Here is a 24,419-nt window from a genome sequence, read left to right as displayed (position 1 = left end):
CAACACGCTGTTCCCATGCCGCAAATGCCCCCTATAGACCCGGAGAACGCGGGTGACGCTGCCGGACACCTCTTCACTGTCAGCCAGCAGCTGTTCGGCGTCACACCGAACAACGTCAAGGTGATGGCGCAAAGCCCGGCCGCCCTGCGGGGGTATGTCGCCCTTACCGAAGCGCTGGGCGGCAGCGAGATGCCGGCGTTCGCACGTTCGGCCGTCGGGCTGCTGGTCGCCCAGGAGCACGGTTGTGATTACTGCCTTTCGGCGCACAGCTTCCTCGGCAGCCGCCTCGCGGGGATGACCGAGGACGAGCTCAGCGACGCCCGATTCGGCGCGGCCGACGATCCGAAATACGCGGCGATTCTTGCCTTTGCGGCGGCACTGATCCGCCGCCGCGGCGCAATCACCGACGACGAACTCGCCACAGCCCAGGCGGAACTGCTGCCTACCGAACTCGTCGACGTCATCGCTCACGTGGCGCTGGCGATCTTCGACAACTACCTCGTCCTGGCCGGACGAGTGGACATCGACTGGCCCTTGGTCCGGCATACGGACCACGCCCACGACAAAAAGGAAGCGGAATGACTATGCCAGACAGCACGATCGCGGTAGCGGGCGCCACCGGACGGCTCGGCCGCCACATCGTCGACGTGCTCACCGAGGCAGGGCACAAGGTCGTGGCGATGTCGCGGTCGACCGGAGTGGATGTGGTCACCGGTGCCGGACTCGCCGAAGCGTTGCACGGCGTGACCGCAGTGATCGACGCGTCGAGCACGCCGTCCTTCGAACAGCAGGCAGCCACCGACTTCTTCACCGCTTCGGCCCGCAACCTGCACGCGGCCGCGCAGGCGGCCGGGGTGCAGCGGATCGTGGCCGTGTCCATCATCGGCATCGACGGCTCCACCGCTGGATACAACGCCGCGAAGCTGGTGCACGAGCAGGCACTGCTGGCGGGCCCGGTGCCGACCCGAATTCTGCGGGCCGCGCAGTTCCACGAGCTCGTCGAACAGATGATGCAGTGGGGCGCACAAGGTTCGGCGATCTACATCCCGAAGATGCGTACCCAACTGGTCTCTGCACGCGCGGTCGCCGAACAGCTGGCCGAATTCGCGACCGGTGCGTGGACGGCGCACCAAGCAGGCTCGTTCCCGGAGATTGCCGGACCGCGCGCCGAATACCTGGCCGAGATGGCCCGGCTGGTGAACGCGCGACGCGGGGACGACAGGCCGATCGAGGAGGTCAGCGATCCGGCCAACCCCGACCGCGACCTGTACGAGAGCGGCGCCCTGCTCCCCGGGCCGGATGCCGTCCTGTCCGGTCCGGACTTCGCCGACTGGCTCGACCAGCAGGCCCGCGTCCACCACTGATTTCGAATTATCAACTCCCCCGAGAGGAACACCTGACATGAACGCTCGCATGAAGAACCCCGCCATGGTTCTGCCTGACGCGATGAAGGGAATCAACACCCTCTACAAGGCCACTTATCAGGGCGGAGTTTCCGCCGAACTGCTGGAATTGGTTGCACTGCGGGTCAGCCAGATCAACGGGTGCAGCGCCTGTGTGCACGCACACCTGGCGGGCGGTCGTAAGGCGGGGGTCGGCGACGAGAAGCTGTTCGCCGTCGCCGCGTGGCGAGAATCCGGCGAGTTCAGTGCGGCCGAGCGGGCGGCGCTGCTGCTGGCAGAGGTCGCCACCCGGATCGCCGACAAGTCCGAGGATGCCGTGCCGGACGCCGTATGGGACGAGATCGCCGATCACTACGACGAAAACCAGCTCTCCGCGGTCATTCTCATGATTGCGCTGACCAACTTGTTCAACCGCCTCAACACCACCATCAAGGAGCCCGCGGGCGCCAGCTGGGCCTGAACGGAGTATGACGATGACTTCACAGAACTCGCGATCAGACGCACTTTCTCGGATCCGGACCGCCGCGTACTGGGTGACGACCCTGCCGGTCGCTGCCGAGATGTTCAAAGGCGGCATGTGGGACCTGACCCGGGAGCCGTTCGCGGTCGAAACCTTCGATCAGTTGGGCTACCCCAGGTATTTCTTGACGATTCAAGGCGTCTGCAAACTGCCCATGGCCGCAGTGCTGCTGGCCCCGGGAATGCCGCGGCTCAAGGAGTGGGCCTACGCCGGTTCCCTCGCTGTCTATCTCGGCGGCGCGGCCTCGCATCTGGCGAACGGCAATCCACGCAAATTCGCCATGCCCGCAACGGTTCTCGCCGGACTCGCGGCCGCTTCATGGGCGCTGCGGCCGACGGCGCGCCGCGATCCGAGCCCCAACCCGATCGGGGCGACCTTGCGGATCGGGCGGGGCATTTTGCACGCCCTGGTCTCCGCACCGCCGCCGGAAGCGGCGCGTCCGTGAGCGTCGGCCTTGGTGCCGCAACCGATCCATACCGTTCCATCAGGAGAAACCCGTGACCCTCGACATGACGACGATGTACGCCATGCACCATGCGCTGCGGCGCGAACTCGAATACATCGCCAAAATCGCCGATCGGATCGACGACGATCCGCGCAAGATCCTCGCCACCGCCGCCGGTTGGCAAATGTTCACCAAATCCCTTCTGGTGCACCACACCGCCGAGGATGACGCGCTGTGGCCGGTGATGCGGCAGACGCTCGCCGAGCGACCCGACGAGTTAGCACTGCTGGACGCCATGGAGGCCGAGCACGGCGTCATCGATCCGCTGCTCGAGCAGATCGACGCGACCTTCGCCGATCCCGACGGTGGCCCGGAACGCCTCGCCGGTCTGCTCGATGCCTTGGCGACCGGGTTGACCGGGCACCTGAAGCACGAGGAGGGCGAGGCATTGCCGCTGATTCAGGCGGTCGTGACACCGGAGCAGTGGCAGGCGTTCGGTCAGTTGCACGGCAGTCGCATCGGTCCCGCTGCTCCGCAACTGATTCCGTGGCTGCTGGACGGTGCCGACGAGCAGACGGTCCAAGTGCTGCTCGCCCCGCTGCCGGAGCCGGTGCGTGCCGCGTATCGCGATCAGTGGCAGCCCGCGTATGCCGCGCTCGATCGGTGGAGTGCGGGCACGGCGACTCCGTGAAGGCCGCAAGCCGCCCTCGGACCCGGGTATTCAGGCCGAGGGCGGTGCGTCGGCGGTTCGAGGCTCGCAGTGCCGACTCGCCGAGCTGCGATTAAAGTACCGGACGGTATTGAGATGAGGGCAAGTGCGATCACGCCGGGTCTTGCCGGACCTGGCGGCGTCGACGGAAACCTGAGATCGATGAGGAGAACCGTCGGATGCGCACTCCTACCTATGGCGAGGTCGAGGCGGCCGCCGCACGTATTGCCGGGGTAGTCCGGCCCTTGACCATCGCGCCGATGGGCAGGCAATCGGATGACGAGCAGGTGGCCGGCTCCCCCCGGCCGTCGACCGAGACGGGCGGCGCCGAAATTTTCCTGGGACTCGAATTCCTGCAGCACACTGGATCTTTCAAGGCTCGCGGCGCGGCCAACCTGATGGCGGGACTGATCGAAACCGAGGCCATGCCGGATGCCGGTATCGTGTCCGCTACCGGCGCCAATGCCGATATCGGATTCGCGTGGGCGGCAAGGGCGTTCGACGTGCGGGCGACGGTGTTTCTGGCCGGTTCGACGCCTCGGGCCAAGGTAGCGCGGCTGCGTGGGTTGGGCGCTGAGGTTCGATTGGCAGGCGAAACGCAGGACCACGCACGGGAATCCGCCCATGAGTTCATGGCGAGCACCGGTGCGATCGACGCCTACACCTACGACGACAACCTGACCTCGGCCGGCGCGGGCACCATCATGCTCGAATTCGTTGACGCGGTAGCCGGGTTGGACACAATCGTCCTCGCAGTCGGCGCGGGCGGCATGTTCTCCGGAATCGCCGCGGTCGCCGACCATTTCGGCATTCGAGTGGTCGGCACGGAACCCGATGGCAGCCGGGCGCTCAATGCCGCATTGGCTGCCGGCACGGTGCTCGACGTGGACGTGAATTCCATCGCGGCCGATTCTCTCGGCGCGCCAAGGGTTTCCGCTGCCGCACTGGCCTGGGCCAAGGCCACAGACGTGCGCTCGGTAGTCGTCGACGACGAAGCGATCGTACGGGCACGTCGGCAGCTGTGGGACCGGCATCGACTCGTCGTCGAACACGGCTCGGCGACCGGCTTGGCGGCGCTGGCTACCCGGGCATACCAGCCACGCGACGGTGAACGAATCGGTGTCGTGCTGTGTGGAGCCAATACCGATCCCAGCGACCTGGTCGACTGAGCATCCGTCGCGGGCGCCGGCCCGCGGTCCGAGCGCCCGCCTCGGTGTTTCGGCGACACGGAGCTGGAATGCCCACCGCGCAGTGGGCTATCGGGCTCGGATCGGGTCCGATTTCTGCCAGCCGTTGACCGTTGCGACGGTTGTCGTAATGGTCGCGGGCGGGGCGGTGGGGGCGTAGGGGGTGAACTTTTCCAGGGAGCCCCAGTCGCGCTTCCAGTCGTGGTCGAGGTAGGTGGGGATGGTCTGGGACTTCAGCAGCAGTCCGGTCCAGCCGAGCGGTCCGCCGCCGATATCGTCCTGCCAGGCATTGGCGGCGTCGGAGCCGACGCGGTCGGGCAGGATGCGCCAGTTCGGGACCTCGGCGACGCCGTCGTGGTGGTCGAACGGGCGCTGGCAGGGGAAGGCGAGGCCGACATGCCAGTCGAGCAGAACCGGATCGGTCCGGCCGACAACGGAATTCAGGGTGGCCAGCTTGGGCAGCCGGGGCGGGGTGACGGCCAGCCACTGCTTCTTGGTGATGTCGTTGTCGACCGCGACCAGCCGCACCGCATCGACCTCGGTCGGCAACTTGTCCAGTGGCACACGGAGATTGCGCCAGGACGGGGCGGGCCCGATATCGAGCGGATCGACCGAACCGAGCGTCTGCACCGCACCGTCGGTTCCGCGCACGCCGTACTCCAGGTGCAGTTCCTGTCCGTAGGTGACAACGCCGTCGGCGTCGACCGAGCGGATGCGGCCCGCCGCGGTAATGGCGAGCACTCGGTAGGCCGGATCGTTGCGCATGCTGTCGGTCAGATCGAGCCGGTACCACTGTGAGGTCAGCTTGGCCTGCTGCTGCTCGTTCTCCTGGTAGCTACCCATGATCGGAGTCCGCGTCGGATCCAGTCCGAAGGGCAAGGCCACGGTGCTGCCGTTGATTCCGGCCTGCTGACTGGTGCCGCCGCCGGTACCGGCGCCGGTGGTGTTGGTGGTCTTGTTCTTCGAATCCTTATTGACCGAATTCGCACCGCCGGTCACCGTCTCCTCGGCATCGGCGGTGAGGTCGGCGGCCACGCCGCTCGGGGTGAATCCCTTTGATTCCGTCGACAGTCCATCGGCGGGGGAGCCGGTGTAGGGGAGCAGCAGTGAGTCGGCGGTATCGGTCTCCACCAGCACCTCATTGGCGAGCGCGCAGGTATTTCCGTTCAGCGATTGGAGATTCGACTTCGCGATCGAGTACGCCGGGTACTGCGTGACCGCCGCCTTGGCCAGCGAGGCGACCTCGAACAGTACGAGCAGCGCAGCCGCGATGGTCAACGGCGCTGAGGCATAACGCTCGAAACGGCCCGGCGCATCGGACTTCTCGCGGTAGGGCGCGCGATAGTGCAGCCACACCGCGGCCACCAGCGCAACCGCGCTGAGCCCGAGGAACAGCGTGGAAAGGCCCTTACCCGCGATCAGCGGCGCCTTATCCCACCACGGCACGCCGTAACTGGAGACGTACCACCAGCCATTGGAGCCGGTGAAGGTGATCGCCAGCAGGAACAGCACCGCCGCCGCGAACAGTGCGCGGTTACGCGGTGACCGAATCCCATTGGTGCCGACCGCGACCGCCGCGAGCGCGGCCAGTGACCCGGCCAGCCCGGCGTATACGCCGAAGTGGTGGGTCCACTTGGTCGGGGTGAACATCATCAGCAGCAGCGAGGCGAAGACAATGCCGAGAATCCGCACCGACGGCCCACGCGACGTGCCGGGAATCCGCCCCTTCCGCAGCACCTGCAGTACACAGACCAGCAGGCACAGCAGCATGATCAGCACACCGAAGCGCCGGGCCAGCGATCCGTCCGGCGAGAGCATCAATAGCGAATCCCAGCGGGTCCGTTCGTCGAACCAGGCCACATTCGGCCCGACCAGGGTGCGCACCCGGGTCGCTTCCATGACCGTCGCCAGCGTCTGATCGGCGAAAACCACAACCAGCACGAGAGTTCCGGCCGCGAGTCCCGGCGCGAGCAGCGCCGCGTAGCGGAAAACGGAGGCCAGGCGCGAGGTGCTGTGATCGGCCGGAGCGGTAGCAGTCCGAGGTTCGGTATCGGCCAGGGTTCCCGCGGCATCGCGGGCCCGCCGGATAATGATCTGCAGCATCGGCCGCGACCCCGCGATCAGCGCCGCGACACAGATCAGCCCGGTCGGACCGGCCGCCAACGAGAATGCCGCGATCAGCACACCAACCGCGGCGGGCAGCAGCCGCCCGGTGGCAATGGCCCGCTCGATCGAGCACCAGGTCAGCAGCGCGCCCGCGGCGATCAGCGGTTCGGGGCGCAGTCCGTTGTCATAGGGCAGCCAGAAGGCGAGGAAGACCAGCCCGGCCGTCCACAGCGCGACCTTATTCCTGCGCACCCGGGCGCCCAAGCGCGGCAGCACCTCTCGGCTGATCACCATCCAGCACACGATTCCGGCGGCCAGCGTCGGCAGCCGCATCCACGGGCTGGCATCGGAGATCCTGGTCATCCAGGCCAGTACCTCGTAGGACCAGCCGAACGGAGCCTCGGGCACCGCGAACCACCGGTAGTAATTGGCCATGTACCCGGAATGTTCGGAGACCCGGGCCATATTCAAGATGTAGCCGTCGTCGGAGGTGTTGGCGCCGATGAAATGCCACAGCACCAGGATGCCGAGCACCGCGGCATCGGCCAGGGTGAACCGCCACCAGTGCGCGGGCAGGAAGCGGCGGGCCCGCCGTCCATCGGCATTGTCGAGCAGATGCAGTGCGATCAGCGCGATGATGGTGCAGATCGCCGCGGCGATCATGGCACCGAGTTTGAGTGCCGACGGTGTCGAGGAGAAGCGCGCGTCGATATCGGCGTGCAGTTTCGCGCCATCGAGCTTCCCGGCGTCCAGATCGGTGAAGACGCCGACCACCTGCGGGCGGATATCACGGGTGACGGCATTGCGGAACGGCGTACCGTCCTGGCGTTTCACACCGACGAATTCCACCGTGGTCGCCGCCGCCGTCGAGTCGATGGTGACGGACTCGCACCCGGCGATCTCCGCGACGGGCGCCGACAGCAGCGGAATATCGCGCTGCAGCACCGAGAGCGTGCCATCGGCGATCGAGACGACCAGCCCCTTGGCGCTCGCCTGACCCGACGCGACCGGAATGGTCGACACAACCGTGCCCGGCCCGGCGGTGACCACCGAACACGGCAGCGTCGCATGCAGCCGCAGCGGCACATACGACACCAGTGCGGCCTCGACGCTGGTGCTGCCCGCCTGCGGCCAGTCGAGCGCGGCCTGGTCCTGTTTCACCGGCAGCAACGGTGTCAGCAGCGCCAGCACGAATCCGAGAAGTCCGGAGACGAGGGCGATCAAGCGGTTGCGGGTGAACGCCGCAGAAGTTCGGTCCGGTCGCACGAGGGACCATGCTAACCACCCCCGCTGGTGACCCCCGCCACCGAGATGATCCATGCTCCGCACCCCGGCTAGCGCAGCGGCCGGACGTCCCAGAGCCACACGTCATCGACCTGTCGCGGCGCGAGGTCGAGCAGTTGGGTCATGGTGGTGCGCAGCACCTCGGAATTCTTGGTCGCGGGCAGTACGACCACATCGGCCTCCCAGAAGTGCAGATCGTCCAATGCCTGCGCCCGGGTCTCGGCGTCGATGGGCGGGACGTCGCCGGTGTCCTGGGCGCGGACCAGTAGGGCGGTGGTCGGGCGGAAGTCCGGTCCGTAGATGCCCTTCTTATTCGCGCCGGTCGGGCCGACGAAATAGCCGCCGGCGAGTGGGAAGTCGAAATTCGCGTCGGCCTGCCAGCGCAGCGCCTGCGCCCCGGCGGGGCGCGGTGGCGGCACCAGCACGACCGAACCGCCGCTCACGTACTGCCGCACGGTCCCGTCGGCGAAGAACTCCGGCGTGGGCGCGCGCTCGATCACCGGAAGGATCGTCGGGGCGAGCGGAACCAACGCCAGGGCCAGCGCCGGGAACCAGGCCAGTGGCCGCCAATCGACCGGTGACCGCCGCCACCAGGTGACCGCCCGCTGCGTCGCCAGCGCCAGCACCGCCGCGATGGCCGGAATTGCCGCCATGGTGAGCCGGGTCTCCAGCACGGTATTGAGCAGCGGGACCTTTTCGGCCCACTGCCATGGCAATTCGATTCCGGTCGATTGCTTGCCCAACATGGCAACCGCACCCACTGACAGCACACCGAAGGCCACGATCACCGCGGCCGCGGCCCGGACCACCCGGTCGCGCCAGAACAGTGCGACCGTCACGACCAGCAATAGCAGTAGCGGCCAGCCGAAGTAGGCGTTCTGCTCGGTGTCGTTGATGGCCACGTACTGCCCCGGCGCGAACAGCCCACCCAGCGATTCGGAGGGGAACTGCACGATCGCCTTCAGATCGTTGCCCATCGGCCCGTGATCGATCGAGCGATAACTCTGCGGTCCGAAGAACTGCCACCACAGTGGAATCTCGGTGAGCATCAGGGTGATCACCGCCGCCAATGCGACGGTCGGCGCGACCGCGCGCAGTACCCGCCAGCCGGTGCGCGGTGTGTGCAGGTAGTACACGACGGCGAACAGCCCGAAGGCGAGCGCGAAGATCAGCAGCGGTTCCTCGCCGAGTGCGATCTGCGTCGCGACCAGCAGACCGAGCGCGACCGCATCGCGAACTCGCCTGCGCGGCCTGGTCTTTGCGATGCTCGCGCCGGAGTCGTCGGTCGGGTCCGCCGTCGCTCGGCGTGCGATCCGGATCAGCAGCAGGGCGATGACCGGCAGGAGCACCAGCATTACGAAGTTCGGGTGCGCATTGGCGTGCGAGATCATCGCGGGCGCGAATCCGCAGAACAATCCGCCGATCGCGGCGGCGAGCCGGGACCGCACCAACTCCCGCGAGAACAGCCAGTACCAGGCGATGGCGGTGCTGGCGAGCCCGAGCGTGAGAACGAGTACGAAGGTGACCGTCGGCCCGAACAGCAGCGTGACCGGCGTCAACGGCACCCCGACCCCGAACATGGCGGTATTGGCCATCATGTTCACCCCGGCCGGGAAGTTCTGCAGATTCGTGCCGAGCGGATTCTCCAGATGCGCCACCGAATGGGCGGTGACCGCGAAGAACCACTCCCACATGGTCTGGTCCTGACCACTCTTGATCAGATACCCGCTGTGGGTATTGCGCCACTGCCCCGAGAGCACCGTGACGGCCAGCGCCAGATAGCCCACCGAGACGACCAGATCACTCCGGCCGACCCGGATCCGTCGCCGTGTCGGCTCGGCCGTTCGCCGATCAGGTCCAGGCCCGCCAGCCGGTGTCGATCCCCTGGTGACGACGCCTATTGCCGGTGGTGCCTCGATCCGCAAAACAAACTTCTCCCGTTATCGGTTGAATCAGCCGTTCACCGTACCCAACTACCCTGTGTCCCGCCCGGCAACAGCTGCGGCTCGAGTGCCGCGAGGCTGCCGTCGGTCAATGCGGGTTCGGTTGGTCGGTCCCCGGCAAGTTACCCATGTCCTCGCGCAATCATGCGTCGACGACGAGACCGTTCACAGCGGTAGCACTGATGAATCGAGCGGGTCAGCGATTGACCACGACCAGGGTGAACGGGCCGATAACGGTGGTGGTGAAGTGCGGGTCAGCGAAGAGTTTCTTGGGGAAGCTCACCGTGTAGCGCTTCACATTGGGGTCGTTGGGGTAGACGTCCTTGGCCAGGCGCAGGGTGTAGTCGTCACCGCTGCTGCGGAAGAGGAACGCGTCCGGCGCGCGCCATGGGCTCTTGTTCAGCGCGTCGACCAGCGCGGTGGGGGATTCCAGCTTGCTCCAGGCCTCGATGGTCGCGGCGCGGCCGGCGAAATCGGCGAGCGGGTTCGCGTAGTGCGAGGTGAGTGCCTGGAAACCGTAGTACGGGTAGAAGGAAAGGAAGCTCGTATCGGCGGTGAGTACGACCGAATCCGAGCGTGGTCGGCCGGTCTGTGCGAGCAGTGCCGCATCGATATCGCGGTAGTGCGCCGCCGCGCCGGGAGCCCGCTTATCGGCGCGCTCGCCATGGCCGTCGGTATCGGTGTAGGCGGTGGTGATCTCTGGCTTCAGCACCCGCGGGATGTCCTGGGTGAACGCGAGCGCGCCGACGACGGCGACCACGACCACCGCGATCTTGAACCGCCCCGGCTCGTTCAAGGCCCGGTAGGCCTCCCGTGCGCCCTCGACGAAACCGAAGGCACCGGCCGCCGCGAGCAGCACCTCGAGCACCGGCGTCAGCCGGAACGAGAGCAATGTCGTGCCCGCCGCGGTCGCCGTCATCGACAGCAGGCACCACAGGTAGATCGCCACCACACCGATGCCGAGCGCCTGCGCCCGCCGTGACGATCCGGCCCGCAGCACCAGCCAAGCGGTCCCGAGCAGGAAGAAAGCGCCGGGCAGCGAGAACTCCGCCATCGGCAATGGCAACTCCGCCCCGCCTTCCGGCAGATAATGGAACGCCGTCCCCGAACTCGGCATTGTCCCGCTGAGCATCTTCAGTACGAAGGGCAGCCACACGACCAGCGCGACCACACCCGCGATCGCGCCGATCGCCAGCAACCGGACCAGCGGCGGCACCGCCGCCCGCCACACCACACCCGATCCGGCCCCGCGCCGAGACCGGTTCACCGCGAGCCCCGCCGAGACCAGACCCATCAGTCCGACCGCGAAGGCCGCCACCGCGAAGTACAGCGTGTAGAACGAGGCCGCCATCCCGAGGAACAGACCGGCGCCGAGCACCGCACCCCAGCCCCCGGCCGTGGCGCGATCCGCACCACCGTCATCCGCGCTGTCGACCGACGCGGCTGCGCCATCCCATGCTGCGGCGCTGCTCGCGATGCCATCGGTACTCGGTGCCGCAGCGTGACCTGACGTGACAGCGCCACCGGTCGCCGCTTCGACATCCGATGCCGTGCCCGCAACCGCGCTCGACACCGCGAGCGGGCGGTACAGCGCACCCCACGCGAGTACCAGCGCGGGTGGCAGCAGCAGCACGATGACCGCGCTGTAGGCCTCCGGCGACGCGTAGGCCACCGTCACCGCGGTCGTCGCCGCGGTGACCCCGATCGCCCAGTCGGCGCGAATCAGCTTGGACCACAAGACGTATGCGATTACCGCGACGACCGCGAGCGACCCGATCGCATACGGCTTGAACGCCTCCCAGCCATCCATCCCGAGCACATTCGCCACCCGACCGCCGATCCAGAACCACCCGGCGGGATAGAACGGGGGCAGGTCGGCGTAGGTCATATCGTGCAGCGCCGCGCTATCGGTCAGCCGCGTCAGATATTCGGTGCGGAATTCCTGATCCACCGAGACGCCGAACAGATACAGCTTCGTCGCCGCCAGCGGCATTCCGAGCGTTACCGTGACGAACGTCGAAATCCCCGCCCACGAAAGCGCTTTCGCCGCCCAGGGCCACCGCCCCGCCCGCACCAGCCAGATCGCCACCCCCAGCAGCACCGCGGCCCCGACCTGCCCGACGGTGGTCAGCGCACGGGTCACATTGGACGAATTGAACGCTGGCCACTGCACCATCGAAAACGCCGCCAGCCCAATGGCGGCCACCACCGTCGCGACCACCGCGGCCAGCACCGCTTCACCCACCCCGGAGCCGATATGCCGGACCAGCAGCGCCCCACGGCCACGCTCCGGTGCGGAGTGCTCGGCGCGTTCTGCCGTGACTGTGCTCAACGGAGTGCTCCTTCGACAATGCGACGGCTCGAGGTCGGCTCCGAACTTGCCACGCCGCCCGGCCGCTCGCACGGGCAGGGTGCCGAATCCCGCATCGACCGGTCCCGGCGAACCGCGACGCCGCCGCGGCGTGCGCTGATGCCGGACTTTATAACGGCGTCGGCTCTGGGCTGCCACGGAACCGCGTGTTGCGGATACAGACGAGCCGCACCCGTCCCGCGCAAGGCGTGCGCGGTGGACGAGGTGCGGCTCGGGGAGATCAGATGGGCAGCTTGCGGAAGATCGGGCGCGGGATATGGCGCAGGATCATCATCACCAGGCGGAAGGTGCCCGGTGCCCAGACCAATTCCTTGCCCCGCTGCGACGCCGAAACCGCCAGCGCCGCGATGTCTTCCTTGTTGACCGTGAGCGGAGCCTCTTTGACGTGCGCGGAGAACCTGGTCCGCACCATGCCCGGCCGGATCACCAGCACCCGCGGGCCGTGTGGGCGCAGTGCCTCGCCGAGGCCGAGGTAGAACCCGTCCAGTCCGGCCTTGGTCGAGCCGTAGACGAAGTTCGAGCGACGTACCCGCTCACCCGCGACCGAGGACATGGCGATGATCCGCCCGAAGCCCTGCTTCTTCATCTTCTCGCCGACCAGCACGCCGACCGAAACCGCCGCGGTGTAGTTGACCCCGGCGACCTGCACGGCCTTGCGCTGGTTCTGCCACAGCTCTTCCGGATCGCCGTCCAGCGCGAAGGCGACAATGGCGACATCCACATCGCCGCCGTCCCAGGCCGCGTCGATCACCTTCGGGTGGCTGTCGGTATCGAGCGCATCGAAGTCGATGACATCGACTTCGGTCGCGCCCGCCGCCTTCATCTGGGCGACGGCATCCTCGCGCAGCGGATCGCCCGGCAGTGCGGCCAGAATGATGCGCGCCGGACTCTTGCGCAGGTACTCGGCGCAGATCGCCAAGCCGATCTCCGAGGTTCCGCCAAGCAGCAGAATGGTCTGCGGGTTGCCTACGGCATTAATCACTGGAGCTCCAGCCTTCTCGCCATATCGGACATGAATACGCCTGTGGGATCGACGCTTCGGCGGATCTTGATCCACTCGTCGATCCGGGGGTACATCTGGTGGAAGGTCTCCGCGGTGGTGCGGGAATCCTTCGCGGTGTACAGCCGCCCGCCGAACTCCATGACGCGGCGGTCCAACTCGCTCACCAGCTCGTTCAGCCCCGGCTTGATCGGGAAGTCGACGCAGATGTTCCAGCCCGGCATCGGGAAGCTCAGCGGTGCCGGATTACCCGGACCGAACAGCTTGAAAACGTTGAGCGCCGAGTAGTGCCCGGAGGCCTGGATATCGATGATGATCCGCTTGAATTCCTCGACCGCCTCGGTCGGTACCACGAACTGGTACTGCAGGAAGCCATTCGAACCATAGCCGCGGTTCCACTCCGCGATCATGTCGAGCGGGTGGTAGAACTGCGTCAGATTCTGCACCTTGCCGGTGTAGTTGCCGCCCATGCGGTAGTACGCCTCGCCGATGGACATCAGCGTCAGCTTGTTCATGGTCCAGTTCGGGAAGATATCCGGAACCGTCATGAGTTGGGGCGCATCGAATTTCAGCGGCTTGCGCTGCAATCGCTTGGGCAGTTCGTCGACCTTGGCGAGGCGACCTCGGGTGATGGTGGCCCGGCCGAGCTTCGGCAGCGGACTGATCACGTCGAACCACGCGCTCGAGTAGGTGTAGTTCGCCTCACTGCCATCGCTGTGCGCGGCGATGGTCTCATCGAGCGTCGTGGTCTTCACGCCGTCGTTGAGGAAGTATGCCGTCTCGGTGGGCGCCATCTCGATGGTGGCGCGCAGGATGATGCCGGTGAGCCCGTTGCCGCCGACGGTCGCCCAGAACAGCTTGGCATTGCGCTTGGGCGTGATGTGCTGCACCTGCCCGTCGGCGGTGAGCAGATCGATCGAGCGCACGTGGTTGCCGAAGCTGCCCTCGCTGTGATGGTTCTTGCCGTGGATATCGGAGGCGATGGCGCCGCCGATCGTCACCTGGCGGGTGCCGGGCAGCACCGGAACCCATAGCCCGAACGGCAGGGCCGCCTTCATGAGCTGGTCCAGGCTGACGCCGCCGTCCACGTCGACGATCCGGGTGTCCCGGTCGATCCGGTGGATATTGTTCAGCGCCGTCATATCGACGACCAGGCCGCCCGCGTTCTGCGCGTGATCGCCATAGGAGCGTCCCAACCCGCGCGCGATGATGCCGCGGCGCAGATGGGCCGGCTTGGAGTCGTTGTCCTCGGCGACCATGGCGACGGCCTTGGCGATCAGTTCGGGATCGCTGGTCGAGAGCACTTCGGAAGATGTTGGTGCGGTGCGACCCCACCCGGTCAATGCCTTGGTCCGCGTCGGCAGCGTGAAGGTGCCGTCGGTGACATTGCCGGTGTTACCGGTTGTGGTGGCGGTCGGAGCTTTCGTGGACATCGGCATAGAGGCTACATGCATGAGCCGAGATCCGGTCGGCGTCGCCGTACTCCCCAGTATGTGAGGTCCGACATGGGTTCCATCGCGCCGGACAAATGCCCAAGCGGTGCTCGGTCCGCGTGTTCCTCGTCACGCCGTTACGCTCGTCGGCGTGCAAGCCGAACCCCACCTGCCGCTCCCGGCCGAACTGCCGCCGGTCGACGAGTCTGCCGGCGCGAGCGACGCGCCCGAAGGAGGCGGCCTGCATAAGCAGGTAGGGCCTCGGGAGCGCCGAATCGAAAACAGCACCGAAGTCGACCTGAAGACGCAGATCGTCCGCTTCACCCTCACCGGCGGCCTGTCGGCCATCGTCGACTACGGGATCTACAGCTTCCTGCTGAATCTGATCGGCCTGCCGGTCAGCGTCGCCAAGTCGATCAGTTTCATTGCGGGCACCACCACCGCCTACCTGATCAATCGCCGCTGGACCTTCCAGGCCCCGCCGAGTCGCGCCCGGTTCGTCGCGGTGGTGATCCTCTACGCCGTCACCTTCGCCGTCCAGGTCGGCATCAACCAGGTGCTCTACGCCACCCTCCCCGGCGATTGGTGGCGCCAGCCGCTGGCCTTCGTGATCGCTCAGGGCACCGCCACGGTCATCAACTTCATCGTCCAGCGCGTGGTCATCTTCAAGCTCCGCTGAGGGAACCCGCCGGATCAGCGCGGAACCAGGACCTCGCCGTTGACCTGCGCCTTCGCGCCGAAGTAGTCCCCGCCCTTCGCGCGCACATTGTCGGTACCCCAATCCCGCTGCTCCCGTGCCGCGGGTACCAGATGCGGGATGTGCTTACGGCAGTGGATGTACGCCTCCTCGACATCGACCACCACCCAGCGCTCGGCGGCACGTCCTTTGACGCTCTTCGGGAGTTCGGGCACGGTGTGGCGCAGTGCGGGATCGTCGACGATCCGGGCCGAGCCGTTGATGTGCAGTCCGATCAGGTCCTGGACGAAATCGATCAGCAGAATGCCTACGTGCGGGTTCTCCAGGATGTTGCCGAGGCTGGCCATGACGCCGTTGCCCCGGTATTCGGGGTAGGCAATCGTGCGGTCGTCGATCACGTGCAGGAAACCGGGCAGACCGGCGCGGAAACTGGCATCGCATTCGCCGTGTTCATCCGCGGTGGCGATGAAGGCCATATCCATCCTGGCGATGAATTCGATCATTGTCGGATTCAGCCGATCGAGCACTTGGTCCTGGTAGAAGCGTTCGGCCCGGTCCTGCGTGCCGTACCTGTCCTGTAGTTCGTGCTCGCCGTCACTGCCGCAACTTGTACCGGGCATCTGCGCCCCCTCTGGTAGCTGGAATCCGGCACGACTCAGTAGGTTCCGCGCTGAACCCGCGACTAAACCGAAATTTCGTCCATTTTAGTCCGGCAAAGCAGCGAAATCCACGTTGAGAATGCACTGAATGTTTGGTCAGCGCAAGGGTTTCCGTGAGTTAGCCACAATCCGACCGGCCGGGATCTTATGCGCGGCCGGTCGGATTCGGGATGAATTCAGGCGGGTGTCAAGGTCACCGGAACGCCATTGAAGACCGCATTCCCGGACGGCACGTCAACGACCGAATCATCGGTCAGCACATTGGCATTCACCCCGGCGTGCGCCCTGGCCACCGGCTGCGCACTATCGGTATGACCCCAACCGTGCGGCAGGCTCACCACCCCCGGCATGATGGCCTCGGTCGGCTCCAGCGGCACGGTCAGCGTCCCGGCGGCGGACTTAACCACGGCGGTAGTGCCGAGCCCCAACCGCGCCACATCCGCCGGATTGATATGCAGCGTGCAGGTATTCGATCCGCTGACCAGCGTGGGGATATTGTGCATCCAGCTATTGTTGGATCGCAGTTGCCGCCGTCCGATCAACACCACGTCCGGCGCGGCGTCGGCGAGCCGGGAGCGCATCCGCGCGACATCGTCCAGCAATGGCTGCGGCGCCAACTCCACCTTCTTGGATGCCGTACGCAGCACTCCCGGCAGTCGCGGTTGCAGCGGACCGAGATCGACGCCGTGCGGATTGTCCAGCAGCACCCGCAGATTCAGCGTGCTGTATTGATCACGGCGCTCCGGGGGCCCTTCGTGGTTACGCGAGCTACCGCCTTCGGGCCCGTCGCTCGCGTCGGCATTCCATTCGCCATACGGCCCGAGCCGCAGCAGCATATCGATGCGCTGTTCGGTGCTGTTCGCCCCGATGAGTTCGGGCCGCCGCTCCGCCATACCCGCCTTGTGCAGTGTGCCCGCGATGACCAACTCGTCCACGGCGGTCAACGGATCCGGTCCGTCGGCGCCCGAATGCGGCTGGCCGGTCAGCGCTGCCCCGAGGCGTGCCAGCACCGCGGCCTCCGAGGGCTGCTCACCCAGTGGCACCAAGGGCGGTGAGTACCGCGCGTAATTGCGGACCGCGAACTGCAGCAGCGCGAAATCGTAGTGTGGCGATTGCACCGGCCGCGGCGGTGGCAGGATCACATCGGCGTGGCGGGTGGTCTCGTTCAGGTACCGGTCCACGCTCACCATGAATTCCAGCTCCGCGAACGCCGCATCCAGCCGCGGCCCGCTCGGCGCGGACAGCACCGGATTCCCGGCGACGGTGACGAGCGCGCGCACCTGTCCGGCCCCTGGCGTGATGATCTCATCGGCCAACGTCGCCACCGGAAGTTCGCCCATCGCCTCGGGCAGCTCGCGCACCCGGCTGGCCCAGCGCCCGGTGCGGAACGGCTTGGTGCGATTGATGCCACCGGCCGCGGCATTCGCGAACATGGCGCCGCCGGGTCTGTCCAAATTGCCGGTGAGCACATTGATCACCTCGACCAGCCACTGCGTGACCGTACCGAATTCGGCTGTGCAGGTGCCGATGCGCGCGTAGACCGCCGCGGTCGGCGCGGCCGACAGCTCACGGGCGAGCCGCAGTACCGTTTCGGCGGGTACGCCGGTTCGCTGAGCGACCACCTCGGGAGTGAATTCCGCGGCGGCGTTGCGTACCTCGTCCAGTCCCGCCACCTCGACCCCGATATCGGTCAGGTTTTCCGCGAACAGCGTATGCACGATCCCGAACAACAGATAGGCATCGCTACCGGGCCGGATGAACAGGTGCTCGTCGGCGAGCTTCGCGGTCCTGGTCACCCGGGGATCGACCACGACGAACTTGCCGCCACGCTTGCGCAGCGCCTTCAGCCTGCCCGGGAAGTCCGGTGCGGTACACAGTGATCCGTTCGACTCCAGCGGATTCGCGCCGAGCATGAGCAGATAGTCGGTGCGATCCAGATCCGGTACCGGCACGGTCAGTGGATCCCCGAACATCAATCCGCTCGCCACCTGCTTGGGCATTTGGTCGGCGGTGCTCGCCGAGTACAGATTCTTGGTGCCGAGCGCCCGGATCAGCACGGGTACATACAGCGCCCCCGCGACCGTATGCGCGTTCGGATTGCCGAGATACAGTGCTGCCGATTGATTTCCGTGCTCGGCCACGATCGCCGGGAACCGCTCGGCGATCAGATCGAATGCCTCGTCCCAGGAGGCGGTGCGCCAGGTATCGGTGGCCCGATCCCGAATCATCGGGGCGGTCAGCCGATCCGGATCCTGATCCAGATGTCCGAAGCTGGCCCCCTTGGGGCAGATGAACCCCCTGCTGAACGGATCGTCCCGATCACCGCGAACCGAGGTCACCCGGTCCTGCGCGTCGAGGGTGAGCTCGAGTCCGCAGACCGCCTCGCATAGCGGGCAGGTCCGCAACAGCGTCCGGGTGTCATCAGTGATCTGGGCCATATCCACATCATCGCGCGCGATGGATGTCTGCGCATGCGGAAACAAGAATGACCGGTATCCGCGAATGAACGGATACCGGTCACGGTCGGTCAGGGCAGTGCGGACCCCGCCCGACGGATGCGTGAGCTCAGCAGGCGACGCTGGCCACGGCGGATGCGCCGCGCCGGGTGAGCGCCGAGCGAACGGCCGCGCCGAGCGCGACGACCGGCGGGATCCAGCGGGCCTCGCCCGGGGCGACGCCCCAGCATGCCTCGCCGGTGGTGAGCTGGGTGGGGGGCAGCGGGATGCCGTCGCCGTCGGTGTAGACGGTGGCGCCCGCCTCGCGCAGTGCCTCCAGCGCCATCGCGGCCTTGCGCAGGCCGGTGACCAAGTGGATCTCGCGACGCTCGGCACCGGGGATCTCGATCACCGGGCCGGCAAGGTCGTTAGCGCGCAGGTACCGGCGAACCTCGCCGGCCAGCTCACCGCTGATCTCGATGCCCGATACGTCCTCGTCGGTGATCAGGCAGATCCCGTTGGCCGTTTCAGCGATCGTCCACCCGCGCTGGATGTAGTCCTGCGCCGCGGCAGTCATATCTGCCGCCGAAGCGGAAGTCGGAAACGTGGTGCGCACTGTTTTTCTCCATTCCCCGATAGACCTGGGTCCTGCATACGTGGTGGGTATCGGGACGGGGTGGGCAGAGCGTTACGGGTTGTACAAAAGATCTTGTTGACTGTCGGATTCGTCTCACCCGGTGCGCAATAGCTATCACCCGGGCATCTATTGGCGGGCCGTGGAAATGGGGGAAGGATCGCCATATGAGTGAGCATCGCGAAGCGATTCGATGGGGGGCGGCGGTCCAGTGACGGGTGGGCGTGCATCGCGAAGCGATTCGACGGGGGGCCGGGCGACGAATGGGCTCGATGAGCCCGCCGCGGTCGAGGCGCCGGATTCGGCCGAACTCGAAACCGAATCACGCTGGATCGCTTGGAAAGAGAATGCGTCGAGGCGATTCGCGCGCGGTACGGACGAGCCGGAACCCGCCGAACCCTTCGAAAGTCCGCGCGCCTGGAGCGCCGAGGCCGCCCGCGGCCTGCTCGACGTGCAGTTCCACCGTCCCGCGACCCGGACCCTGCTGCCCCTCGCCTACATGCTCGGCCTGGCCTTCGCGATCGGTATCCCGATCGCGCTGACGGTCCTGATGTGGCAGGTCTCGGCGGTTCTCGGGGTGCTGACCGGTTTGCTCGCGGTACCGCTCGGCCTGACCGTCGCGGCCGTGGTGCGCCTACTGCTCGAATTCCTCGAGAACGCCGCCAAGTTGGCGTCCAGGGTCGAACACATCGCCGATCTCGCCGACGATCTGTTCCAGGCGCTCTCCGATGTCGCCGAGCCGGTCAACCAGCTCTCCGAAGACGTTCGTGCCGTGCAGTTCTGGCGCTTCCGCAAGCGCGACGCGCGGAAGTAGAACCAGGCTGAATTGCCGGATCATCCCGAGCGGGAACCTCTTCGGCGCTCGTGCGCCACCGGCGTATCTGGGACGCCCATCGTGACCTGTGTCAGTTTTACTGTGAAACAATGCTGTTCGGATATCCGGATATCTGTTGCGGATACCGGTTGGAGACGCGCCGGACCGGCAGACTCGGGAGGACATCCGGGTGATTCGGCGCATGGCGCGAGGGGGAAGCATGGCTTTACCGCAGGGCACGACCGGTTCGACCATGCCGCGCAGGCAGCTCGGACGACATCTGCGTGATCTGCGCAATCGGGCCAGGATGACCACCAGGATGGCGGCCCAGCAGCTCGAGTGGTCCGAGGCCAAGATCTGGCGCATCGAAACCGGTCAGACCTCGCTGCGCAGCCTGGACGTCGAGGCCATGTGCAAGATCTACGGTGCGCCAACCGATCTCGTCGAACCACTGACCGCGCTGGCCAGGGAGACCAAGGCCAGGGGCTGGTGGACCGGCTACAGCGATGTGATCGCCGAGGGCTTCGAGGTGTACATCGGGCTGGAGGAGGCCGCTCGCGCGCTATCCACCTATGAGAGCGAGCTGGTCCCCGGACTGCTGCAGACCGAGGCCTATTCCCGCGCACTGCTGCGGTCCGCGCGGCCGGAGGCATCGGAGACCGATATCGATCGCCGGGTGCAGTTGCGCATGGCCAGGCAGGCGCTGGTCACGCGCAAGGATGCGCCGCTGCAATTGGATGTGGTGATCAGCGAGGCGCTGCTGTGGCGGCGCATCGGTGGTGACGCGGTGACCGCCGAGCAGCTGAGCCACCTGCGGCGCATGTGTGATCTGCCGAATGTGCGAATTCAATTGGTGCCCTCGGATTCCGGCTATCACGACGGCATGGATTCCGGCCGGTTCGTGCTCTTGGAATTCGCCGAGGCGCAGGGCGAACTGCATGAGCCGCCGGTGGTCTATGTCGAGGCGTTCACCGGTCCGGTGTACCTGGACAAGGAACCCGAAATCGAGCGGTACCGAAAGGCATTCGCGAACATCAAATCGGCAGCGGTTGACGCGCGCCGCGTCATCGACGAGGCACGCGAGAGTATCTAGCAGCTGCCCGGGTAGCTGGCCCGCTCAGCACTTCGGGCGGTCGCCCCAGGTGCGCCCGAGCACCTCGCGATGGGTCGGCAGCGCCGATTCGTAGACCTCGCGGCCCTTTTCGGTGAGACAGACGAAGATCGCCCGCCGGTCCTCGGTGCACATGCTGCGCGAGACCAGTCCGTCGCGCTCCAGGCGCGCCACCGCGCGCGAGAGCGCACTCTGGCTCAGATAGATGTCGCTGGCGAGATCGCTCATCCGGTAGTTGCCGCAGTCGGCGTCGATCAGCCGGTCCAGCGTCTCGAATTCGCTGAGTCCGATGTCGTGCTTGCCCTGCAGCTCCTTCTCGAGCGCACAGCTCACGGCGGCGTGCCGGTCGAGCAGCTCGCGCCACTCGGCGACCAAACCGGCGGGCGCCACATCGCGCCCTACTAATTCTGTTGTCGACGGCTTCGACATGGCCCTATCTTAGTGCTATGGAGCAAACCATGCAACCGCATTAAATGTGTTGGCATTTAATGTTGTCGCATGTAATGTTCCGCCCATGACTTCTGCAGCAACCCTTTCGGACGCCACGGCGACCGATCCGATCAGATGGTCCACCCGTCTCTGGGGCATGCTGATCACGCTCTGCATTGTGTTGTTCCTCGATGGTCTCGACGTCTCGATGATCGGTGTCGCGCTGCCGTCCATCGGCGCCGAACTCGATCTCTCAACCTCCACCCTGCAGTGGCTGGTCAGCGGCTATGTGCTCGGTTACGGCGGCCTGCTGCTGCTCGGCGGGCGCACCGCCGATCTGCTCGGGCGACGCAAGGTCTTCCTGATCGCGCTCGCCGTGTTCGCAATTGCCTCGCTGGCCGGCGGTCTGGTCACCTCCGGCCCGCTGCTCATCCTGACCCGCTTCATCAAGGGCCTGGCCGCGGCGTTCACCGCCCCGACCGGTCTGTCCATCATCACCACCAACTTCGCCGAGGGCCCGGCCCGCAATAAGGCGCTGTCCATCTACACCGTGTTCGGTGCGGGCGGTTACTCCATGGGCCTGCTGTTCGGCGGTCTGATGACCGGCATCGGCTGGCGCTGGACCTTCCTGCTTCCGGTTCCGATCGCGCTCGCCGCGCTGGGTGCGGCCTGGGTGCTGGTGCCCAAGGACGAGGCCGCCGAGGAGGGCGGGCACGACATTCTCGGTGCGCTGCTGTCCACGGCGGGCATGCTGCTGCTGGTCTACACCGTGGTCTCCGCACCCGAGGCGGGCTGGGGCTCGCCGCGCACCATCATTTCGTTCATCGCCGCCGCCGTGCTTTTCGCCGGATTCATCGCGGTGGAGAAGAAGGTGAAGTACCCGCTGGTGCGCCTGGGCATCCTGCGCAAGGTGACGCTGGTCCGGGCCAGCCTCGCGATCATCGCGGTCGCGGGTTCGTACTTCAGCTGGCAGTTCATCGTGACCCTGTACCTGCAGGATTCGCTCGGCTGGTCGCCGCTGAAGCTGGCCATGGCACTGCTGCCGGTGGGTCTGCTGGTGGTCGCGTCGGCGTTCTTCTCCGATAAGCTCGTCGACCGGTTCGGCACCGGACCGATCATCGCCGTCACCATGGTCGTGATGGCCATCGGCTACCTGCTGTTCCTGCGGCTGGACACCACGCCGTCGTATCTGACGATGATCCTGCCCGCGGTGCTGCTGATCGGCATCGGCTGGGTCGGCTTCCCCGCCATCAACATTCAGGCGACCAATGGCATCGATGACGATGAGCAGGGTCTGGCGGCCGGTGTGCTGCAGACCTCCATGCAGGTCGGTGCGGCCATCGTGCTCGCGGTGAACACCGCGATCATCTCCTCGGGCAGCCACGGGGCGAGCACCCCGGCCGCGGTGCTCGACAACTTCCGGCCAGGCCTGCAGTTCGCCGCCGGTGTCGCCATCGTCGGTGCGCTCATCGCCATGACGGCCTACCTGCCCAAGCGTGCCAAGGCGCGGGCGCAGGAGCCGGAGTTGGAACTCGTCGGCTGAATCCCCTTCCGGCCGACAGTAAGTCGAATGCCACCGCTTCCCTCCCTCATCGGGGGCGGTGGCGTTCGGCGTTTACGAGAAGGGCGGTGCGGCGGCGTCCTTGGGAGACCGGATATAGGTCAGCGGTTGACCGTCGAGACCGGTCTTGGGCCATTCGATGCCGAGCCGCGGATCGAAAGCATCGATATCCCGGTCGAATTCGGGTGTGTACTCGAGCGAACACAGATAGGTGACGGTCGAGTTGTCGGCCAGCGAGAGGATCGCATGGCCGAGCCCCTCGGATAGGAACATCGAGCGCCGGTCCACATCGTCGAGTACCACGCTGTCCCAGCGACCGTAGGTCGGCGAACCCGGCCGCACGTCGACGACCACATCGAGAAACGCACCCCGCACACAGGTCACGTACTTCGCCTGCCCCGGCGGATCCTCGGTGTAGTGGATGCCGCGCAGCACCCCGGCCGCCGAGACCGAGCAGTTGACCTGGCGCAGATCGAACGGCCGACCGGTCACCTTCTCGAACTCCGAGGTCTTGAACGATTCGCAGAACATGCCACGGTCATCGCCGAATTGGCGCGGTGTGATCAGCCATGCGCCCGGCACGGCGAGTTCATGGAACTCCATCGCTCACCAATCCCGTCCGCGCTCGAGCAGATCGAGCAGGTAGCTTCCGTATCCGGAGCGCACCAGCGGTTCGGCCAGCGCGCACAGCCGCTCATCGTCGATGAAGCCCTGCCGCCACGCGACCTCTTCCGGCACACCGATCTTCAGGCCCTGCCGCTGTTCGATGGTGCGCACATAGTTGGCGGCGTCCAGCAGCGAATCGAAGGTGCCGGTGTCCAACCACGCGGTACCGCGGGCGAGCACATCGACGCGCAGCCGATCCTGTTCCAGATAGGCGCGATTGATATCGGTGATCTCGTATTCGCCGCGCGCCGACGGCCGCAGCCCGCGGGCGATCTCCACGACATCGTTGTCATAGAAGTACAGCCCGGGGATGGCGTAATTGGATCGGGGCACCTTGGGCTTCTCCTCGATCGAAACCGCTCGGCCGTCGGTGAATTCGACGACGCCGTAGGCGGTCGGATCCGATACCCAGTATGCGAAGACCGCGCCGCCGTCGATTTCGGTGAAGCGCTCGAGGCTGGTGCCGAGACCGGGGCCGTGGAAGATATTGTCGCCGAGCACCAGTGCCGCGCTGTCGCCGCCGATGTGGTCGGCGCCGAGCACGAAGGCCTTGGCGAGTCCGTCCGGTTCCGGCTGCACCACATAGCTGATCGCGATGCCGAATTGCGAGCCGTCGCCGAGTAGGCGGGCAAACGCCTCCGCATCCTCCGGGGTGGTGATGACCAGGATGTCCTGGATGCCCGCCAGCATCAGGGTGGACAGCGGGTAGTAGACCATCGGTTTGTCGTAGACCGGGACCAGCTGCTTGCTCACCCCGCGCGTGATCGGATGCAACCGGGAACCGGTGCCACCGGCCAAGATGATTCCGCGCATGGTCCCCGAGTCTGCCAGGCGCATCGGGCTCGGCTTCGGCGAGGTTCCGACTCGCCTACAAATTGATCACAAACGTTTGGTAACCGGGCGCGGCGGGCGATAAGTGTTGCGTAGGTCACGCATCCGTGATGTTCTGAAACATCAGTGTGTCACCCCTGCTGGGAAGTGACGCACACTGGGTACGTGTGAGATGTCAGCG

21 protein-coding genes are annotated in these 24,419 nt (G+C 66.3%); 10 read left to right on the top strand and 11 right to left on the bottom strand.

The window, feature by feature from the left end:
* Positions 1 to 24 precede the first annotated feature (24 nt).
* The 6 genes from ABZ293_RS12990 (at position 25) to ABZ293_RS12965 (ending at position 4,246) form a co-directional block, all read left to right on the top strand.
* Complete coding sequence (locus ABZ293_RS12990) at positions 25 to 582, top strand: carboxymuconolactone decarboxylase family protein (protein ID WP_355180130.1); 558 nt, start codon at positions 25 to 27, stop codon at positions 580 to 582.
* Positions 579 to 1,364 (top strand): NAD(P)H-binding protein, encoded by a 786-nt coding sequence (locus ABZ293_RS12985; RefSeq protein WP_355180128.1) that lies wholly within the window; start codon positions 579 to 581, stop codon positions 1,362 to 1,364. Before ABZ293_RS12990 ends, ABZ293_RS12985 begins: the two co-directional genes overlap by 4 nt.
* Before the next feature lie 37 nt (positions 1,365 to 1,401).
* Entirely contained in the window at positions 1,402 to 1,863 is a 462-nt protein-coding gene (locus ABZ293_RS12980) for a carboxymuconolactone decarboxylase family protein (protein WP_355180126.1), read from the top strand.
* Positions 1,864 to 1,876: 13 nt separating this feature from the next.
* Positions 1,877 to 2,368: a DoxX family protein gene (locus ABZ293_RS12975; RefSeq protein WP_355180124.1), complete on the top strand. Its 492-nt coding sequence runs from the start codon at positions 1,877 to 1,879 to the stop codon at positions 2,366 to 2,368.
* 52 nt (positions 2,369 to 2,420) lie between these two features.
* Positions 2,421 to 3,059 carry a hemerythrin domain-containing protein gene (locus tag ABZ293_RS12970; RefSeq protein ID WP_355180122.1) on the top strand — a complete coding sequence of 213 codons (639 nt, stop codon included), beginning with the start codon at positions 2,421 to 2,423 and terminating at the stop codon, positions 3,057 to 3,059.
* A gap of 197 nt (positions 3,060 to 3,256) precedes the next feature.
* The gene (locus ABZ293_RS12965; protein WP_355180120.1) at positions 3,257 to 4,246 is read left to right on the top strand and encodes a pyridoxal-phosphate dependent enzyme; all 990 of its coding nucleotides are present in this window, start codon (positions 3,257 to 3,259) and stop codon (positions 4,244 to 4,246) included.
* A gap of 87 nt (positions 4,247 to 4,333) precedes the next feature.
* On the opposite strand, the gene ABZ293_RS12960 is transcribed toward ABZ293_RS12965, so the two are convergent.
* From ABZ293_RS12960 to ABZ293_RS12940, 5 genes are all read right to left on the bottom strand, one after another.
* Positions 4,334 to 7,636: an arabinosyltransferase domain-containing protein gene (locus tag ABZ293_RS12960; protein ID WP_355180118.1), complete on the bottom strand. Its 3,303-nt coding sequence runs from the start codon at positions 7,634 to 7,636 to the stop codon at positions 4,334 to 4,336.
* 68 nt (positions 7,637 to 7,704) lie between these two features.
* Positions 7,705 to 9,441, bottom strand: coding sequence for a glycosyl transferase (locus tag ABZ293_RS12955; RefSeq protein WP_355180116.1), 1,737 nt, complete (start codon positions 9,439 to 9,441; stop codon positions 7,705 to 7,707).
* Positions 9,442 to 9,793: 352 nt separating this feature from the next.
* A complete protein-coding gene (locus ABZ293_RS12950) occupies positions 9,794 to 11,866 on the bottom strand; it encodes a galactan 5-O-arabinofuranosyltransferase (protein ID WP_355180366.1) in 2,073 nt (690 codons plus the stop codon).
* Between the two features lie 322 nt (positions 11,867 to 12,188).
* On the bottom strand, positions 12,189 to 12,950 hold the full coding sequence (locus ABZ293_RS12945; protein WP_355180114.1) for a decaprenylphospho-beta-D-erythro-pentofuranosid-2-ulose 2-reductase: 762 nt from the start codon (positions 12,948 to 12,950) through the stop codon (positions 12,189 to 12,191).
* Positions 12,947 to 14,407: an FAD-binding oxidoreductase gene (locus ABZ293_RS12940; RefSeq protein WP_355180364.1), complete on the bottom strand. Its 1,461-nt coding sequence runs from the start codon at positions 14,405 to 14,407 to the stop codon at positions 12,947 to 12,949. The genes ABZ293_RS12945 and ABZ293_RS12940 overlap by 4 nt, the downstream gene beginning before the upstream one ends.
* Before the next feature lie 235 nt (positions 14,408 to 14,642).
* On the opposite strand from ABZ293_RS12940, the gene ABZ293_RS12935 reads away from it, so the two are divergent.
* The gene (locus ABZ293_RS12935) at positions 14,643 to 15,080 is read left to right on the top strand and encodes a GtrA family protein (RefSeq protein WP_355180363.1); all 438 of its coding nucleotides are present in this window, start codon (positions 14,643 to 14,645) and stop codon (positions 15,078 to 15,080) included.
* Between the two features lie 14 nt (positions 15,081 to 15,094).
* Here the strand turns inward: ABZ293_RS12935 and ABZ293_RS12930 are convergent, their stop codons facing one another.
* From ABZ293_RS12930 to ABZ293_RS12920, 3 genes are all read right to left on the bottom strand, one after another.
* Positions 15,095 to 15,718, bottom strand: coding sequence for a pyridoxamine 5'-phosphate oxidase family protein (locus ABZ293_RS12930; protein WP_355180112.1), 624 nt, complete (start codon positions 15,716 to 15,718; stop codon positions 15,095 to 15,097).
* A 215-nt stretch (positions 15,719 to 15,933) separates the two neighbouring features.
* Positions 15,934 to 18,195, bottom strand: coding sequence for a molybdopterin-dependent oxidoreductase (locus ABZ293_RS12925; protein WP_355180110.1), 2,262 nt, complete (start codon positions 18,193 to 18,195; stop codon positions 15,934 to 15,936).
* Positions 18,196 to 18,322: 127 nt separating this feature from the next.
* On the bottom strand, positions 18,323 to 18,808 hold the full coding sequence (locus tag ABZ293_RS12920; protein WP_354959680.1) for a hypothetical protein: 486 nt from the start codon (positions 18,806 to 18,808) through the stop codon (positions 18,323 to 18,325).
* 229 nt (positions 18,809 to 19,037) lie between these two features.
* On the opposite strand from ABZ293_RS12920, the gene ABZ293_RS12915 reads away from it, so the two are divergent.
* Both ABZ293_RS12915 and ABZ293_RS12910 read left to right on the top strand, forming a co-directional pair.
* On the top strand, positions 19,038 to 19,640 hold the full coding sequence (locus ABZ293_RS12915; RefSeq protein WP_355180108.1) for a DUF4282 domain-containing protein: 603 nt from the start codon (positions 19,038 to 19,040) through the stop codon (positions 19,638 to 19,640).
* Between the two features lie 220 nt (positions 19,641 to 19,860).
* On the top strand, positions 19,861 to 20,733 hold the full coding sequence (locus ABZ293_RS12910) for a helix-turn-helix transcriptional regulator (RefSeq protein WP_355180106.1): 873 nt from the start codon (positions 19,861 to 19,863) through the stop codon (positions 20,731 to 20,733).
* Between the two features lie 24 nt (positions 20,734 to 20,757).
* Here the strand turns inward: ABZ293_RS12910 and ABZ293_RS12905 are convergent, their stop codons facing one another.
* Positions 20,758 to 21,180, bottom strand: a complete 423-nt coding sequence (locus ABZ293_RS12905; protein ID WP_355180104.1) for a MarR family transcriptional regulator — start codon at positions 21,178 to 21,180, stop codon at positions 20,758 to 20,760.
* 85 nt (positions 21,181 to 21,265) lie between these two features.
* On the opposite strand from ABZ293_RS12905, the gene ABZ293_RS12900 reads away from it, so the two are divergent.
* The gene (locus ABZ293_RS12900) at positions 21,266 to 22,723 is read left to right on the top strand and encodes an MFS transporter (protein ID WP_355180102.1); all 1,458 of its coding nucleotides are present in this window, start codon (positions 21,266 to 21,268) and stop codon (positions 22,721 to 22,723) included.
* A gap of 72 nt (positions 22,724 to 22,795) precedes the next feature.
* Here the strand turns inward: ABZ293_RS12900 and rfbC are convergent, their stop codons facing one another.
* Together rfbC and rfbA are read right to left on the bottom strand one after the other, a co-directional pair.
* A complete protein-coding gene (gene rfbC, locus ABZ293_RS12895) occupies positions 22,796 to 23,344 on the bottom strand; it encodes a dTDP-4-dehydrorhamnose 3,5-epimerase (RefSeq protein ID WP_355180100.1) in 549 nt (182 codons plus the stop codon).
* 3 nt (positions 23,345 to 23,347) lie between these two features.
* Entirely contained in the window at positions 23,348 to 24,220 is an 873-nt protein-coding gene (gene rfbA / locus ABZ293_RS12890; protein WP_355180098.1) for a glucose-1-phosphate thymidylyltransferase RfbA, read from the bottom strand.
* Between the last annotated feature and the right edge of the window lie 199 nt (positions 24,221 to 24,419).

Source organism: Nocardia sp. NPDC005998 (assembly GCF_040614395.1).
Lineage (GTDB): Bacteria > Actinomycetota > Actinomycetes > Mycobacteriales > Mycobacteriaceae > Nocardia.
Note: the sequence above shows the minus strand (reverse complement) of the source record. Positions and strands in the feature narration are given on the sequence as shown.

Bases quoted from the DNA above. Each gene is read 5' to 3' on its own strand.
- ABZ293_RS12990 (WP_355180130.1), top strand. From the start codon at position 25: ATGCCCCCTATAGACCCGGAGAACGCGGGTGACGCTGCCGGACACCTC.
- ABZ293_RS12985 (WP_355180128.1), top strand. From the start codon at position 579: ATGACTATGCCAGACAGCACGATCGCGGTAGCGGGCGCCACCGGACGG.
- ABZ293_RS12980 (WP_355180126.1), top strand. From the start codon at position 1,402: ATGAACGCTCGCATGAAGAACCCCGCCATGGTTCTGCCTGACGCGATG.
- ABZ293_RS12975 (WP_355180124.1), top strand. From the start codon at position 1,877: ATGACTTCACAGAACTCGCGATCAGACGCACTTTCTCGGATCCGGACC.
- ABZ293_RS12965 (WP_355180120.1), top strand. From the start codon at position 3,257: ATGCGCACTCCTACCTATGGCGAGGTCGAGGCGGCCGCCGCACGTATT.
- ABZ293_RS12940 (WP_355180364.1), bottom strand. From the start codon at position 14,407: ATGCCGATGTCCACGAAAGCTCCGACCGCCACCACAACCGGTAACACC.
- ABZ293_RS12930 (WP_355180112.1), bottom strand. From the start codon at position 15,718: ATGCCCGGTACAAGTTGCGGCAGTGACGGCGAGCACGAACTACAGGAC.
- ABZ293_RS12925 (WP_355180110.1), bottom strand. From the start codon at position 18,195: ATGGCCCAGATCACTGATGACACCCGGACGCTGTTGCGGACCTGCCCG.
- ABZ293_RS12910 (WP_355180106.1), top strand. From the start codon at position 19,861: ATGGCTTTACCGCAGGGCACGACCGGTTCGACCATGCCGCGCAGGCAG.
- ABZ293_RS12905 (WP_355180104.1), bottom strand. From the start codon at position 21,180: ATGTCGAAGCCGTCGACAACAGAATTAGTAGGGCGCGATGTGGCGCCC.
- ABZ293_RS12900 (WP_355180102.1), top strand. From the start codon at position 21,266: ATGACTTCTGCAGCAACCCTTTCGGACGCCACGGCGACCGATCCGATC.
- rfbC (WP_355180100.1), bottom strand. From the start codon at position 23,344: ATGGAGTTCCATGAACTCGCCGTGCCGGGCGCATGGCTGATCACACCG.
- rfbA (WP_355180098.1), bottom strand. From the start codon at position 24,220: ATGCGCGGAATCATCTTGGCCGGTGGCACCGGTTCCCGGTTGCATCCG.